This is a genomic window from Nocardioides sp. SYSU D00065 (assembly GCF_017916425.1).
Classification (GTDB): Bacteria; Actinomycetota; Actinomycetes; order Propionibacteriales; family Nocardioidaceae; genus Nocardioides.
In genome coordinates this window covers 1,202,600-1,216,102 of sequence record NZ_JAFMSX010000001.1, presented here as the reverse complement: position 1 = coordinate 1,216,102, position 13,503 = coordinate 1,202,600, and the positions used below count along the sequence as shown (strand labels likewise).

Here is a 13,503-nt window from a genome sequence, read left to right as displayed (position 1 = left end):
GGTGCCGCCTGAGAGAATCGGGATGACATGGCGAACCTCATCAACCTCGAGCGGGTCTCGAAGTCCTACGGCGTGCGGCCCCTGCTCGACAACGTCTCCCTCGGCATCTCGGTGGGGGAGCGCGTCGGGATCGTCGGGCGCAACGGCGACGGCAAGACCACCCTGCTGGAGGTCATGACCGGCATCGAGGAACCCGACGCCGGTCGCGTCTCGCGCACCCGGGGCGCCGAGATCGGCTACCTCCACCAGGGCGACGAGCTCGTCGACAGCCACACCGTGCGCGAGGCGGTGCTCGGCGGGCGCCAGGACCACGAGTGGGCCGCGGACGCGACCATGCGCGAGGTCGTCGAGGAGCTGCTGGCCGGCGTGGCCCTCGACCGGGCGGTCGTCGGGCTGTCCGGTGGCGAGCGCCGTCGCTGCGCCCTCGCGGCGCTGCTGCTCTCGCGCCACGACCTCATCGTGCTCGACGAGCCGACCAACCACCTCGACGTCGAGGCCGTCGCCTGGCTGGCCTCGCACCTCGTCGCCCTGCCCTCCGCGCTGATCGTCGTGACGCACGACCGCTGGTTCCTCGACGCCGTCTGCCAGACGACGTGGGAGGTCCACGACGGCGCGGTCGACTCCTACGAGGGCGGCTACGCGGCGTACGTCCTGGCCAAGGCCGAGCGGCAGCGGCAGGCGGCCGCCACCGAGACGCGGCGGCTCAACCTCGCGCGCAAGGAGCTCGCCTGGCTGCGTCGCGGCGCGCCGGCGCGTACGTCGAAGCCGAAGTTCCGCATCGAGGCCGCCAACGCCCTCATCGACGACGTGCCCCCGCCGCGCGACCGGATGGAGCTGCAGCGGTTCGCCAGCCAGCGGCTCGGCAAGGACGTCGTCGACATCGAGGACGTCGACCTCGCGCGCGGCGAACGGGTGCTGCTCGAGCACGCGACGTGGCGCATCGGGCCGGGCGACCGGATCGGCATCGTGGGCGTCAACGGCGCCGGCAAGACCTCGCTGCTCTCGCTGATCTCCGGCGCGCTGCCGCCCGACGCCGGCCGGGTCAGGCACGGCCGCACGGTCCAGCTGCAGCACCTCACCCAGGCGCTCGACGACATCGACCCCGAGGCCCGGGTGCTGCCGACGGTCGAGTCCATCCGCCGCGTCACCCGCACCCTCGACGGCCAGGAGCTCACCGCGACCTCGCTGCTCGAGCGCTTCGGCTTCACCGGCGACCGGCTCACCGCCCGGCTCGGCGACCTCTCCGGCGGCGAGCGGAGGCGCTTCCAGCTGCTCAAGCTGCTGCTGACCGAGCCCAACGTGCTGCTGCTCGACGAGCCCACCAACGACCTCGACATCGACACCCTCAACGTGCTCGAGGACTTCCTCGACTCCTGGCCGGGCACCCTGGTCGTGGTCTCGCACGACCGCTACTTCCTCGAGCGGGTCACGGACTCGGTGTGGGCGCTGCTCGGCGACGGCCAGGTCTCGATGCTGCCGCGCGGCGTCGACGAGTACCTCGAGCGCCGGGCGGCCCTCCAGGCCGCATCCTCCCCGGCTCCCGCCGGCGCGTCATCGCGACCGGCAGGCACCGGTACGGCGTCCGATGACGGACCGCGGGCCGTCGGCGATCCGCCGCCCGGACCGGCGCCCGTGGGCGCGGACCGGGACGACGCAGCCGCGGGCACGCCGGCCAAGGTGCGGCCCGGCAGCGCGGAGGACCGCGCCGCGCGCAAGGTGCTGGCCCGGGTGGAGAAGCAGCTCGAGCGCATCGCCGTACGCGAGGCGGAGCTGCAGGCGGAGATGGAGGCCAACCTCACCGACTACGCCCTCCTCGCGCGCGTCGGCGACCAGCTCGGTCAGCTCGCCGCGGAGAAGGAGGAGCTGGAGCTGGAGTGGCTCGAGGCATCCGAGGTCGTCGAGTAGGCGCGCGGACATTGCTCGCCGTGCACGCGACGACTCAGCGTGCCGACACGCGCGCCGCCGGACCTTCGTCCGCGCGTGTGCGCCGCCCGGTCAGCTGAACGGCGCGAGCAGCGAGCGCAGGAGCGACGCCAACCGGGCCCGGTCGCGCTCCGGCAGGTCGGCGAGCAGGTCGGCCTCGGCCGCCAGCAGCGCCTCGAACGCCCCGTCGACCGCCGCCTTCCCCTCGGCGGTCAGCCGGACGAGCACCCCCCGGCGATCGTGCGGGTCGGGGAGGCGCTCGACGAGTCCGCGGCCCGTCAGCCGGTCGACCCGGTTGGTCATCGTGCCGCTGGTCACGAGCGTCTCGCGCAGCAGCCGGCCGGGGGAGAGCTCGTACGGGCTGCCCGCGCGCCGCAGCGCCGCCAGCACGTCGAACTCCCACGACTCGATGGCGTGGGCGGTGAACGCGTCGCGACGGGCGAGGTCGAGGTGGCGAGCCAGGCGGCTGATGCGCGAGAACACCTCGACGGGGGCGAGGTCCAGGTCGCCGCGCTCGCGGCTCCAGGCCTCGACCAGGTCGTCCACCTCGTCGCGCATGTCGGACATCCTGCCAGATCGGTCGAGAATCTTGACATCGAGAGGCTTCTCGCTGACAGTGGGGATGTCTCGACATCAAGACACTTGTGGAGGGTATCTAGGGACGTCCTGGTAGGACGATGGACGACAATCGCTACGACAACGTCCCTAGATACCCTCCACGAGGACTCGGCGAGGAGGAGAACGTCATGAGCCACACCTGGGATCCCGACCGCTACCTCGCGTACGCCGACGAGCGCGGGCGACCGTTCGTGGACCTCCTCGCCCGCGTGCCGGCCGAGACCCCGCGCGTCGTGGTCGACCTCGGCTGCGGCCCGGGCAACCTCACCGCCCTGCTGGCCGACCGGTGGAGCGGCGCTGTCGTCACGGGCGTCGACAGCAGTGCCGAGATGATCGCCGCCGCCCGCGAGATCCCCGGTGTCACGTGGGAGGTGGGCGACCTGCGCGAGTGGGCGGCGCCCGACCCGCTGGCGCTGCGGGAGCCGATCGACGTGCTCGTCTCCAACGCCACGCTGCAGTGGGTGCCCGAGCACCTCGACCTCCTGCCGGGGCTGCTCGACCGGGTCGCGCCGGGCGGCTGGCTGGCCTTCCAGGTGCCGGGCAACTTCGACGAGCCGAGCCACACCACGCGCACGGCGCTGGCTTCGCGCGAGCCGTACGCCGCGCACGTCCGGGACGCGCGGGTGCCCACCAGCCACGACCCTGTCGACTACGCCCGCGTGCTCCTCGACCTGGGCTGCGAGGTCGACGCGTGGGAGACGACGTACCTGCACGTGCTCACCGGCGAGGACCCCGTCTTCGAGTGGGTGTCCGGCACGGGGGCGCGACCGACGCTGCAGGCCCTGCCCGACGACCTGCGGCCGCTGTTCGAGGAGGAGTTCAAGGCGCTGCTGCGCGAGGCGTACCCCGCCGACGCCTCGGGACGGGTGGTCCTGCCCTTCCGGCGCATCTTCGTGGTGGCGCACAAGCCGGCCCGCGGCGCCGTACGGGCCGCCGGCTGATGCGCCTGCACCACGTCCAGGTGGCCTGCCCGCCGGGCGGCGAGGACGTCGCGCGCCGCTTCTGGGTCGACGGGCTCGGCATGACGGAGGTCGAGAAGCCGGCCGACCTCGCCGCGCGTGGCGGGTGCTGGTTCCGGGCGTACGACGACTCCGGCCGGGTCACCGCCGAGCTGCACGTCGGCGTCGAGGAGCCGTTCGCGCCCGCCCGCAAGGCGCACCCCGCCTTCGTGGTCGCCGACCTCGACGCGGTCGCCACCCGCCTGCGCGGCCTCGGCTTCGAGGTCGACGAGGGCCAGCGCGACAGCTTCCCCGGGCACGCCCGGCTGCACACGTACGACGGCCACGGCAACCGCGTCGAGGTGCTGGCCCCGACGTCCTGAGCCCCGGGCCGGCCGACGTTCCGCCCCGGGTCCGGTCAGACGCTAGAAGGGGCCCCGCTGGGACTGCGCCTCGCCCACCATCGGCACGTCGAGCACCTTCTTCTCGCCGACGAACTTGCGCTGCACCCACATGGCCAGCGCCGTCAGCAACAGGTTGACCACGACGTAGATCGCGGTGATGACGATGATCGTGGGCACGTGGTTGCCGAACTGCTGGTAGATCGGCTTGGCGATGCGGGTCAGGCCGAGCCCGGCGACCGCGTAGCCGAGGCTGGTGTCCTTGAGCGCCACGACCATCTGGCTGATGATCGCCGGGATCATGATCTTCACCGCCTGTGGCAGCAGCACGATCGTCATGACCTGCGTCTTGCGCATGCCGATGGCGTACGCCGCCTCGGCCTGGCCGCGCGGCACGGCGTTGATGCCGGCGCGGAAGACCTCCGCGAGAACGGCGCCGTTGTAGAGGGTGAGCGCGAGCACGACGGACCAGTACGTCCGCCGGCTGAGCTCGTCCATCCCCCCGAAGATCGCGTAGAAGCAGAAGATCATCAGCATGATCACGGGGACGGCGCGGAAGAACTCCACGACGAGCCAGCACGGCCAGCGCAGCCACCGGTGCTCGGAGAGCTTGCCGACGCCGAACACCACGCCGAACACCACGGCTCCGATGACGGCGCTGAACGCCATCTGCAGGGTGATCAGCAGGCCGTCGACGAGAATCGCCTCGATGTAGCGCGGGGTGACGAACGGCTCCCACTTCTCGTACTCGAGCTGGCCGGTGTCGTAGAGGCGCCACAGCACGAAGGCGAGCGCGGCGACCAGGGCGACGCCGGACAGGATGCTGTAGATCCGGTGGCGTGCGCGGGTCGCGGGACCGGGGCTGTCGAAGAGGACTCCGGCACTCATGTCAGGCCACCTTCCAACGACGTTCGATCAGGGTCGAGACCAGCGACACGATCTCGACGAGGATGACGTAGCCGATGGCGAAGGCCAGGAAGATGCCCCAGCGCTGGTCGGCGTAGTCGTTGGTGAAGCCCTTCATCCGCCCGACCGCCTCGATGACGCCGAAGACGCCGGCGACGGAGGTGTTCTTGAGCAGCGCGATCAAGGTGCTCGCCAGGGGCGGCACCGAGGCGCGGAACGCCTGGGGGAGCACGACCTGCGACATCACGCCGGAGAACGGCAGCCCGATGGCGCGGGCGGCCTCGGCCTGGCCCAGGGGCACCGCGTTGACGCCGGCCCGGATCGCCTCGCAGATGAAGGCGGCGGTGTAGAGGCTGAGCGCGGCGACGGCAGCGCTGAAGAAGGACGTGAAGTCGAAGGGGCCGATGTGGATGTCGACCCAGCTGAAGCGCAGCCAGTCGAAGATCTTGCCTGCGCCGAGCTGGAAGAACAGGAAGATCATGACGAGCGGGGTGTTGCGCACGAGGGTGACGTAGCCGGTGCCGAAGATCCGGAGAACGGCGACGGGGCCGACGCGCATGGCGGCGAGCAAGGTGCCGAGGAGCAACGAGATCACGGCGGACACGAGGAACAGGAAGACCGTGTAGCCGAAGGCCCTCAGCACCAGGTCGAAATTGTCCAGGACGGCGTTCACGCCACTCCTCTCACATGGGGGGCCGCCCCGGGCCCGTCACGTCGACGGGCCCGGGACGGCATCAGGGTGTGTTACTCGCAGGAGTCCATCTCGGGGAGCTCGGGCACCTCGACGCCCGAGGGGCCGAGCGTCGCCTCGAACGCCTCCTCGTAGGTCCCGTCCTCGTAGGCCTCGGTGATCGTGTCGACGATCCACTGGCACATCTCGGGGTAGTCCTGGGAGTAGCCGACGCCGATGCGCTCCTCGGAGAACTCCTCGCCGACGACCTTGAGCTCGCCCTCGTTCTGCGCGGCGTAGCCGGCGAGGATCGTGCCGTCGGTCGTCATCGCCTGCACCGTGCCGTCGAGCACCTTCTCCACGCACTCGGAGTAGGTGTCGAAGCCGACCGGCTTGGCGCCCTCGGCCTCGACGTTGTCCAGCGAGGTGGACCCGGTCACCGAGCACACCTCCTCGCCCTTCACGTCGGCCACGTCGGAGATGTCGCTGTCGGCGGTGACGAGGAGCTGCTGTCCGGTCACGAGGTACGGGCCGGCCTGGCCGACGACCTGGCGCCGCTCGTCGGTGATGGAGTACGACGCCAGCACGAGGTCGACCGTCTTGTCCTGCAGGAACGGCTCGCGGTTGTCCGAGATCGTCTCGACCCACTCCACGTCGGTCTCCGGATCGATACCGAGATCGGCCGCGAGCACCTTGGCCATCTCGACGTCGAAGCCGGTCGGGACGTCGGAGGCGGCGTCCTTGAAGCCGAGGCCGGGCTGGTCGAACTTCACGCCGATCTTGATGGAACCGGCCTCGGCGAGCTCCTTCATGCGGGTGCCGTCGTCGAACTCGTCGGCCGCGTTCTCGGCGACCTCGACGTCCGCGCCCTCGGTGTCTTCGCCGGCGTCGCCGCAGGCGGCCAGGCTCAGCGCGAGGCCGAGACCGGCCACCACCGCCTTCGTACGGATGAATCGCATGTGCATCTCCCTTGATCTGTGGGTGCGGGTAACTCGTGGGGGCGGGTCAGTGCTTGAGGATCTTGCCCAGGAAGTCCTGCGCGCGCTCGGACCTCGGGTTGGTGAAGAACTCCTCGGGGGTGTTCTCCTCGACGATGGCGCCGTCGGCCATGAACACGACGCGGTCGGCGGCGGTGCGCGCGAAGCCCATCTCGTGGGTCACCACGATCATGGTCATGCCCTGCTGGGCGAGGTCCACCATGACGTCGAGGACCTCCTTGATCATCTCCGGGTCGAGCGCGGAGGTCGGCTCGTCGAAGAGCATCACCTTGGGCTCCATCGCGAGGGCGCGGGCGATGGCCACGCGCTGCTGCTGGCCGCCGGAGAGCTGCGCGGGGTACTTCTCGGCCTGGTGGCCGACGCCGACGCGCTCGAGGAGCTCGCGCGCGCGGCGCTCCGCCTCGTCCTTCTTGACCCCGCGCACCTTGATGGGGCCGAGGGTGACGTTCTCGAGGATCGTCTTGTGGGCGAAGAGGTTGAAGCTCTGGAACACCATGCCGACCTCGGCGCGCAGCGCGGCGAGCGCCTTGCCCTCCTGAGGCAGGGGCTTGCCGTCGAGGGTGATGGAGCCCTCGTCGATCGTCTCGAGGCGGTTGATGGTGCGGCACAGCGTGGACTTGCCGGAGCCCGACGGGCCGATCACCACGACGACCTCGCCGCGGGTGACGGTGAGGTCGATGTCCCGGAGCGCGTGGAGGGCGCCGAAGTGCTTCTGGACGCCGCTGAGCACGACGAGGGCCTCGCCCCGGGCGGCGGTGACGGCTGCTGCTTCCTGCACGGTCATAGGCGGCAACCTATCCGTACGCGGCTCGCGCAGCCATCGGCGCCCGGCCCGGCCGGGTGACCGTCACCTATTCGTGATCCGTCACCGCGCCGCTGCGCGCGTCAGAGCGGGTGCACGACGCCCGCGTCGGGGTCCCAGCGTCGCAGGCCGGACAGGCTGAGCACCACGTCGTCGTGGCCCAGCACGTCGAGCGCGCGCGGCACGTCGGCCCGGGGGACCCGGCGCGCCAGCGTGACGTGCGGCAGCCAACCGGGGTGCTGCGGCTCGGTCACCGCGGCGCGGAGGTCGAGCACCGCGCGGACGAGGGGGTCGGGCACGTCGACGAGGCGCACGAGGGTCACCCGGGCGCCGCCCAGCAGCGCGATGCCCGCCGCCCTGACCTCGACGGGCAGCAGCGGCCCGAGCAGCTCGACCGCCCGCTGCTCCTCCAAAGGTCCGAGCGAAGGCGCGGCGATCAGCGTCAGGTGCGGGGTGTTGGTGGCGCCGCGGTGGTCGAGCTGCGAGGGGAGCCCGGCGTCGCGCAGCGCCTGCCAGTCCCGGCGTACGACGTCGCGGCCGGCCTCGTCGGGCAGCAGCTCGAGGGCGTGCATGCGGGCCATGCCCGTGAGCCTAGGTCGAGCGGGTCAGGCGGCGGGTCGGGCGGCCTTGCGGCCGAGCGTGATGCGGGAGGCCTGCTGCGAGGTGGCGTCGAAGACCCGCACCCAGTCGACCTGGGCGGTGTCGCCGAGCTCGTCGGCGGTGAGCTTGTCGAGTTCGTAGTCGGAGGTGAGGTTGGACAGGACGAGGTACTGCGGCGCCTGGGAGACGGCCCTGGTCTCGCGGTAGTACTCCCGACCGTCGATGCGGAAGATGTACTCGCTTGGGGTCCACTCGACCGAGAACACGTGGAACTCCTGCCACCAGCTGCGGCCGGCGCCGAGCGAGCGGCGGGCCGTGGGGAAGTAGTCGCCGAGGCTGACCTTGTGCCAGCCCGGCTCGTAGTAGTGGATGTGCGAGCCGACGGTCTCGGTGCCGCGGCCGTTCTCCCCGAAGAACTCCATCACGTCGATCTCGGTGCCGGCGGCCGGGACGCCGTCGACGTACGTCGTGCCCTGCGGCAGCATCCAGAAGCCGGAGTGCATGCCCTTGGCCCGCTGCGGCTTGATGCGGGCGGCGACGATGCCGTGCCGGAACGCGCGGGTGTGCTCGGTGGCGACCTGGCTGTTGAGCAGGTACCTGCTGGTGCCGGCGGTGCCGCCGCTCGTGTAGGCGCAGGGGAGTCCGGCGCGGGCCGGGTCGGCGGCGACGCCGAGATGGAGCACGCCGTCCTCGACGCGGCGGGCGGCGGGGTCGACCCGGGCGCAGGTGCGAGGGGCGTAGACGCTCTCGTGCTCCCGCTTCTGGTCGTTCCAGACGGCCGGGTCGAGGTCGGAGCCGGAGAAGGTGTCCTCGAACACGGGCTCCCACCGCGTGGTGGCGACGGTGCCGGTCACCCACGTGCGCCCGGCGGACGTGGTGAGGGCGCGATACGCGCCGCTGCGCGGGGAGAACGCGGCCGAGCCCCAGGCGTCCTCCCGGGCGCTGGCGACGACGCGCCAGCCGCGATCGGTACGTCGCTCGAGGGTGACGGTGCGTCCGGGCGCGGCAGGGGCGAACGTGGCGAGCAGCACCCCGCCGTCCTGCGGTGCGGCGGCGCTGGTGCCGGGCTGCACGATCGGGGGGAGCGCGGCGAGGGTGCCGCGCACGGCGCCGGAGCGGCGCGCGTCCGTAACGGTCGTGGTGGCGGCGGTGCTCATGGTCGCGTCGTCGGCGGCGTGGGCGGTGCCGGGCAGCAGCCCGACGAGCAGGCCGACGAGCAGGCCGACGAGCAGGCCGAGGACGAGCACCGTGGCACCGGACGTGACGACAAGGACGGCCGCCTCCCGGCTCGGCTGGGATCGATCACGGGCGCTGATGTGCTGCATGACGTCTCCCCCCACCGTGGACGTGGCGACCCGGGACGACGACGAGCTGGCGTTCCCGGGTGTTACCAGTTTGTGCATGTCTGAGGAGATCTTGAGTGGTTCAGAAGAGCCGCGTCGACCGGCTGGGACAGAACCACCCGATCGAGCGCCGGGCGTGGCCCGAAGTGACTAGGCGTGACCAGCGCCGGCTCACCCCCGGGGGTGAGCGGAGTTCGGATTCGGGCGACCTCGCTCGCCGCCGTACCCTTGACCGGTCATGAGCGCCACCGCAGAGACCGCAGCCCGCACCTACGAGGTCAAGACCCACGGGTGCCAGATGAACGTGCACGACTCCGAACGGCTCAGCGGCCTGCTGGAGGACGCGGGCTACGTCCGGGCCGGCAGGGGCGAGCAGGCCGACGTCGTGGTGTTCAACACCTGTGCGGTGCGCGAGAACGCCGACAACAAGCTCTACGGCAACCTCGGCCACCTCGCGCCGGTCAAGGCGCAGCGACCCGGGATGCAGATCGCGGTCGGCGGCTGCCTGGCGCAGAAGGACCGCGACACGATCACGCGGCGGGCGCCGTGGGTCGACGTCGTCTTCGGCACCCACAACATCGGCTCGCTGCCGGTGCTGCTCGAGCGGGCTCGCGTGGCCGAGGAGGCCCAGGTCGAGATCCTCGAGTCGCTGTCGGTGTTCCCGTCGACGCTGCCGACCAAGCGCGAGTCGGCGTACGCCGCCTGGGTGTCGATCTCGGTCGGGTGCAACAACACCTGCACGTTCTGCATCGTCCCGGCGCTGCGCGGCAAGGAGAAGGACCGCCGCCCCGGCGAGATCCTCGCCGAGGTCGAGGCGCTGGTGGCCGAGGGCGTCACCGAGATCACCCTGCTCGGCCAGAACGTCAACGCCTACGGCGTGGAGTTCGGCGACCGGCAGGCGTTCTCCAAGCTGCTGCGCGCCTGCGGGCAGGTCGACGGCCTGGAGCGGGTGCGGTTCACTTCGCCGCACCCGGCCGAGTTCACCGACGACGTCATCGAGGCGATGGCCGAGACGCCGACCGTCATGCCGTCGCTGCACATGCCGCTGCAGTCCGGGTCCGACAAGGTGCTGCGGGACATGCGTCGGTCCTACCGCCGCTCGAAGTACCTCGGGATCATCGAGCGCGTGCGCGCCGCCATCCCCGACGCCGCGATCACCACCGACATCATCGTGGGCTTCCCCGGCGAGACCGAGGAGGACTTCCAGGAGACGCTCGACGTGGTCCGCGCCGCCCGGTTCTCGGCGGCCTTCACGTTCCAGTACTCCAAGCGTCCCGGCACCCCCGCTGCCGTGCTCGAGGACCAGGTCGACCCGGCCGTGGTGACGGACCGCTACCAGCGGCTCGTGGCCGTGGTCGAGGAGATCGCCTGGGAGGAGAGCAAGCGTCTCGTCGGGCGCACCGTCGAGCTGATGGTCGCCGAGGGCGAGGGTCGCAAGGACGCCGCGACGCAGCGGCTCTCGGGCCGGGCCCCGGACAACCGGCTGGTGCACTTCGCCGCCGACTTCTCCGAGGTCGAGGCCGACTCGGTGCGCCCGGGCGACATGGTCACGGTCGAGATCACCTACGCCGCTCCGCACCACCTGGTGGCCGACGGCCCGGTCCGGTCGGTGCGCCGGACGCGTGCCGGCGACGCCTGGGAGCGGCGTACGTCCGCCCCGCCGGCCCCCTCGGCCGTCGGCCTCGGCATGCCCTCGGTCGGCGTACCGGCGCCGCTACCGGCGGCGCCGGCGTGCGGCTGAGCGCGGGCGTTGCGATCCCCGGCTAGCCGGGGAAACTTGCGCGCGGGCGTTGCGATCCCCGGCTAGCCGGGGAAATCACCAGGATCGTGGAGGATCCGAGCCACCTGGTGACCCGGATCCTCCACGATCCGATGGTTACTTCTGGTTACCGAAGCTTCGGGTCAGCGCCGGAACCGGCGGTACTGGCGCGCCACCTCCGACGCGCTGGCCACGTCGTCGAGGAACATCAGCGCGTCCATCCGGCAGTTGCACGGGTTGCGCTCGGTGCCGTTCTGCGGGAACGAGCCGCCGATCTTGATCCCGCGCGGGTTCGTCGCGGACGTGCCGGTGCCGTCGACCTGCCACGGGTCGTTGGTCGCGGTGTAGAAGCCGTCGACCTTCTTGCCGTTGCGGTAGAGCGCCATCGTCCCCTTCGCGAAGTCGAACGTCGCCGCCAGGTGGACCCACTCGCCCTGCGGGAGCAGCTCCTGCCAGTCCTGCGTCGCGGCGAAGGTCTGCGAGGCGCCGGTGTCGAGCCGCCGGCCCAACGCCACCAGCTTGAGCTCGCCGTTGACCTGGATGAGCTCGAGCAGCGCGCGTACGCCGTGGCCGTCGGAGTTGCCGGCCAGCACCCCGGCGAGGCCGATCGCGTTGTAGCCGGGCGTCGGGTTCTGGCCGGTCATCTTGAACCAGCCCATCACCGTCGTGCCCTTGGCGTTGTTGAACCTCGACAGGGACGCGACGCCGTCGGCGTCGGCCTCGTAGACCCCGGCCTTCCACGCCGTGCCGGTCGGCGACTCCGCAGCGCTGTGGACCTGCAGGGCGTTGTTGGAGCCGGGGTAGGCGCCGTCGTCGACGCGCATCCGCTCACCGCCGTTGATCAGCGAGATCAGCGTGCGGCTGGGGCCCTGGTCCTCCTCGTAGGAGTCGTTGGCCGCGAACGGGTGCTCGAAGTCGTACGACGCGACCAGGTGCTTGCGCAGCGCCGGCTCGACGTCGTCGGGCCACTGCTCCCGCTCGGTGTCGACGACCTTCCAGATCATCCCGTTGGCCTTCGCCAGCAGGTACAGGTTGCGCTCTGAGTCGGTGCCGAAGCGCAGGTCGATGCGGCCGTCGCCGACCAGGTCGGGCATCCGGACGCGCTGGCCGTCGGTGGTGAAGAGCTGCAGCTCGTGGACGGTCGCCTCGCGGTCGCGGTCGTCGCGCATCTGCGCGGCGTCGGTGTAGAACACCTTGCCCTCGACGAGGTCGCCGAAGACGTACTTGCCGTAGAGGCCCTTGAGGTCACCGCGGTGCACGTGCCCGCCGGAGATCGCGTGGCCGGAGTCGGAGTTGCAGCTCCAGTTGGCCGGGGTGTCGTGGGAGTACGACGCGACCGGGAAGTCGTAGCCCTTGGCGGCCTGCTCGGGCGTCATCGGGTCGAGACGGCACTGGGTGTCGTTCTGGTAGTCCAGCCGCGACTCGACGTCGGGCCAGCCGAAGTCGTCACCTGCGTCGACCTCGTAGACCGCCTCGATGGCGCGCTGCCCGATGTGCCCGAGGTACATGTCGTGCTTGCCCTCGAGGTCCCAGCTGAAGCGGTGCGGGTCGCGCATGCCGATCGCCCAGATCTCACCCAGCGCGCCCGGCTCGCCGACCCACGGGTTGCTGTCCGGGATGCCGTACTGGCCGTTGGGGCCGTCGGTGCCGAAGGGGTCGATGCGCAGGATCTTGCCGGCGGGGTTGTCGAGCTCCTGCGGGACCGTGCTCCGTACGCCGTTGCCGCCGTCGCCGACCGCGAGGTAGAGCAGGCCGTAGTCCTCGTCGCCCGGCTCGGCCGTCGGGTTGAAGTCGATCTGCTGGATGGCGTGGATCTGCTCGGTGAAGCCGAAGCGGAAGATCTCGCGCGAGGTGCCCTCGAAGGTGTCGGCAGAGGGGTCGCTCGCCGTCCACTCGGTCACCACGCTCTGCACGAAGGCGTTGGGCTGGTTGGGGTACGTCGGCGGCTGGGTCGCGATCGCGTCACGGTCCTCGGTGTGGACGGTGTAGAACTTGCCGTTGTCCGCGAACTCGGGGTGGAACGTCACGAAGCCGAACCCCGAGCCCATGCCGCGGCCGGAGAAGAACTCCGGGAAGCGTGCCTTGATGTCGAGGTAGACGGTCTCCTCCCCGTCCCGCAGCAGGTAGAGCGGGCCGTTGAGGTCCGGGACGTAGAGGCGCCCGGAGCCGTCGGGGACCTCGCCGATGTAGTTGATCCGGTTGTGCCGCATGAGCCGGGCGTCCGTGGGCGCCGGGGTCGGCTCGGAGGCGGGCAGCTGTGCGTACTCCTCCAGCACCAGGCCGAGGTTGGACGGCTGCGGGTCGGGCGGGATCGGTGGCGCCCCCGGCCCGGAGGAGCGCGTGGCCGTGGCCGGGGCGGCCAGGGGGGAGAGGGCCGCTGCCACCAGGGAGGTGGTGAGGGCAGCGGTCCACCAGCGTGTGTGTCGCATGGGGGTCCCTATCGTTGAGGTGGTTGGAGACGACTGCTGCCGCGATTCCTTGCCCGGGTCCGCGGCAGCCCTCGTCGGTCCCCCGGTTCGCCGGGGGACCGACGGGGATCAGGGGG

General features: G+C 71.3%; 12 protein-coding genes. 4 read left to right on the top strand and 8 right to left on the bottom strand.

From position 1 onward, the window contains the following. The first annotated feature begins 27 nt into the window (after positions 1 to 27). The gene (locus tag J3P41_RS05760; protein ID WP_210649233.1) at positions 28 to 1,905 is read left to right on the top strand and encodes an ABC-F family ATP-binding cassette domain-containing protein; all 1,878 of its coding nucleotides are present in this window, start codon (positions 28 to 30) and stop codon (positions 1,903 to 1,905) included. A 90-nt stretch (positions 1,906 to 1,995) separates the two neighbouring features. Here J3P41_RS05760 and J3P41_RS05755 read toward each other — a convergent pair whose 3' ends face one another. Further along, positions 1,996 to 2,481, bottom strand: coding sequence for a MarR family winged helix-turn-helix transcriptional regulator (locus J3P41_RS05755; protein ID WP_210649232.1), 486 nt, complete (start codon positions 2,479 to 2,481; stop codon positions 1,996 to 1,998). A 188-nt stretch (positions 2,482 to 2,669) separates the two neighbouring features. Here J3P41_RS05755 and J3P41_RS05750 point away from each other — a divergent pair, with 188 nt between their 5' ends. Continuing rightward, positions 2,670 to 3,482, top strand: coding sequence for a trans-aconitate 2-methyltransferase (locus J3P41_RS05750; protein WP_210649231.1), 813 nt, complete (start codon positions 2,670 to 2,672; stop codon positions 3,480 to 3,482). Next, positions 3,482 to 3,862: a VOC family protein gene (locus tag J3P41_RS05745; RefSeq protein ID WP_210649230.1), complete on the top strand. Its 381-nt coding sequence runs from the start codon at positions 3,482 to 3,484 to the stop codon at positions 3,860 to 3,862. The genes J3P41_RS05750 and J3P41_RS05745 overlap by 1 nt, the downstream gene beginning before the upstream one ends. Before the next feature lie 42 nt (positions 3,863 to 3,904). Here J3P41_RS05745 and J3P41_RS05740 read toward each other — a convergent pair whose 3' ends face one another. The 6 genes from J3P41_RS05740 to J3P41_RS05715 all read right to left on the bottom strand — a co-directional run bounded on the left by J3P41_RS05740 (position 3,905) and on the right by J3P41_RS05715 (position 9,181). Further along, entirely contained in the window at positions 3,905 to 4,768 is an 864-nt protein-coding gene (locus J3P41_RS05740; protein ID WP_210649229.1) for an amino acid ABC transporter permease, read from the bottom strand. A 1-nt stretch (position 4,769) separates the two neighbouring features. Beyond that, entirely contained in the window at positions 4,770 to 5,459 is a 690-nt protein-coding gene (locus tag J3P41_RS05735) for an amino acid ABC transporter permease (protein WP_307861844.1), read from the bottom strand. 71 nt (positions 5,460 to 5,530) lie between these two features. Next, positions 5,531 to 6,415, bottom strand: coding sequence for a glutamate ABC transporter substrate-binding protein (locus tag J3P41_RS05730; RefSeq protein WP_210649228.1), 885 nt, complete (start codon positions 6,413 to 6,415; stop codon positions 5,531 to 5,533). 46 nt (positions 6,416 to 6,461) lie between these two features. Further along, entirely contained in the window at positions 6,462 to 7,238 is a 777-nt protein-coding gene (locus J3P41_RS05725; protein ID WP_210649227.1) for an amino acid ABC transporter ATP-binding protein, read from the bottom strand. Positions 7,239 to 7,339: 101 nt separating this feature from the next. Further along, complete coding sequence (locus tag J3P41_RS05720) at positions 7,340 to 7,837, bottom strand: 2'-5' RNA ligase family protein (protein ID WP_210649226.1); 498 nt, start codon at positions 7,835 to 7,837, stop codon at positions 7,340 to 7,342. A 24-nt stretch (positions 7,838 to 7,861) separates the two neighbouring features. Then, entirely contained in the window at positions 7,862 to 9,181 is a 1,320-nt protein-coding gene (locus tag J3P41_RS05715; RefSeq protein ID WP_210649225.1) for a family 16 glycosylhydrolase, read from the bottom strand. A 256-nt stretch (positions 9,182 to 9,437) separates the two neighbouring features. On the opposite strand from J3P41_RS05715, the gene miaB reads away from it, so the two are divergent. Beyond that, complete coding sequence (miaB, locus tag J3P41_RS05710) at positions 9,438 to 10,940, top strand: tRNA (N6-isopentenyl adenosine(37)-C2)-methylthiotransferase MiaB (RefSeq protein WP_210649224.1); 1,503 nt, start codon at positions 9,438 to 9,440, stop codon at positions 10,938 to 10,940. A gap of 161 nt (positions 10,941 to 11,101) precedes the next feature. Here the strand turns inward: miaB and J3P41_RS05705 are convergent, their stop codons facing one another. Then, complete coding sequence (locus tag J3P41_RS05705; RefSeq protein ID WP_210649223.1) at positions 11,102 to 13,387, bottom strand: PQQ-dependent sugar dehydrogenase; 2,286 nt, start codon at positions 13,385 to 13,387, stop codon at positions 11,102 to 11,104. Positions 13,388 to 13,503 lie beyond the last annotated feature (116 nt).

Coding starts and splice junctions, on each gene's coding strand:
- J3P41_RS05760 (WP_210649233.1), top strand. CDS start 28: ATGGCGAACCTCATCAACCTCGAGCGGGTCTCGAAGTCCTACGGCGTG.
- J3P41_RS05755 (WP_210649232.1), bottom strand. CDS start 2,481: ATGCGCGACGAGGTGGACGACCTGGTCGAGGCCTGGAGCCGCGAGCGC.
- J3P41_RS05750 (WP_210649231.1), top strand. CDS start 2,670: ATGAGCCACACCTGGGATCCCGACCGCTACCTCGCGTACGCCGACGAG.
- J3P41_RS05745 (WP_210649230.1), top strand. CDS start 3,482: ATGCGCCTGCACCACGTCCAGGTGGCCTGCCCGCCGGGCGGCGAGGAC.
- J3P41_RS05740 (WP_210649229.1), bottom strand. CDS start 4,768: ATGAGTGCCGGAGTCCTCTTCGACAGCCCCGGTCCCGCGACCCGCGCA.
- J3P41_RS05730 (WP_210649228.1), bottom strand. CDS start 6,415: ATGCGATTCATCCGTACGAAGGCGGTGGTGGCCGGTCTCGGCCTCGCG.
- J3P41_RS05725 (WP_210649227.1), bottom strand. CDS start 7,238: ATGACCGTGCAGGAAGCAGCAGCCGTCACCGCCGCCCGGGGCGAGGCC.
- J3P41_RS05720 (WP_210649226.1), bottom strand. CDS start 7,837: ATGGCCCGCATGCACGCCCTCGAGCTGCTGCCCGACGAGGCCGGCCGC.
- J3P41_RS05715 (WP_210649225.1), bottom strand. CDS start 9,181: ATGCAGCACATCAGCGCCCGTGATCGATCCCAGCCGAGCCGGGAGGCG.
- miaB (WP_210649224.1), top strand. CDS start 9,438: ATGAGCGCCACCGCAGAGACCGCAGCCCGCACCTACGAGGTCAAGACC.
- J3P41_RS05705 (WP_210649223.1), bottom strand. CDS start 13,387: ATGCGACACACACGCTGGTGGACCGCTGCCCTCACCACCTCCCTGGTG.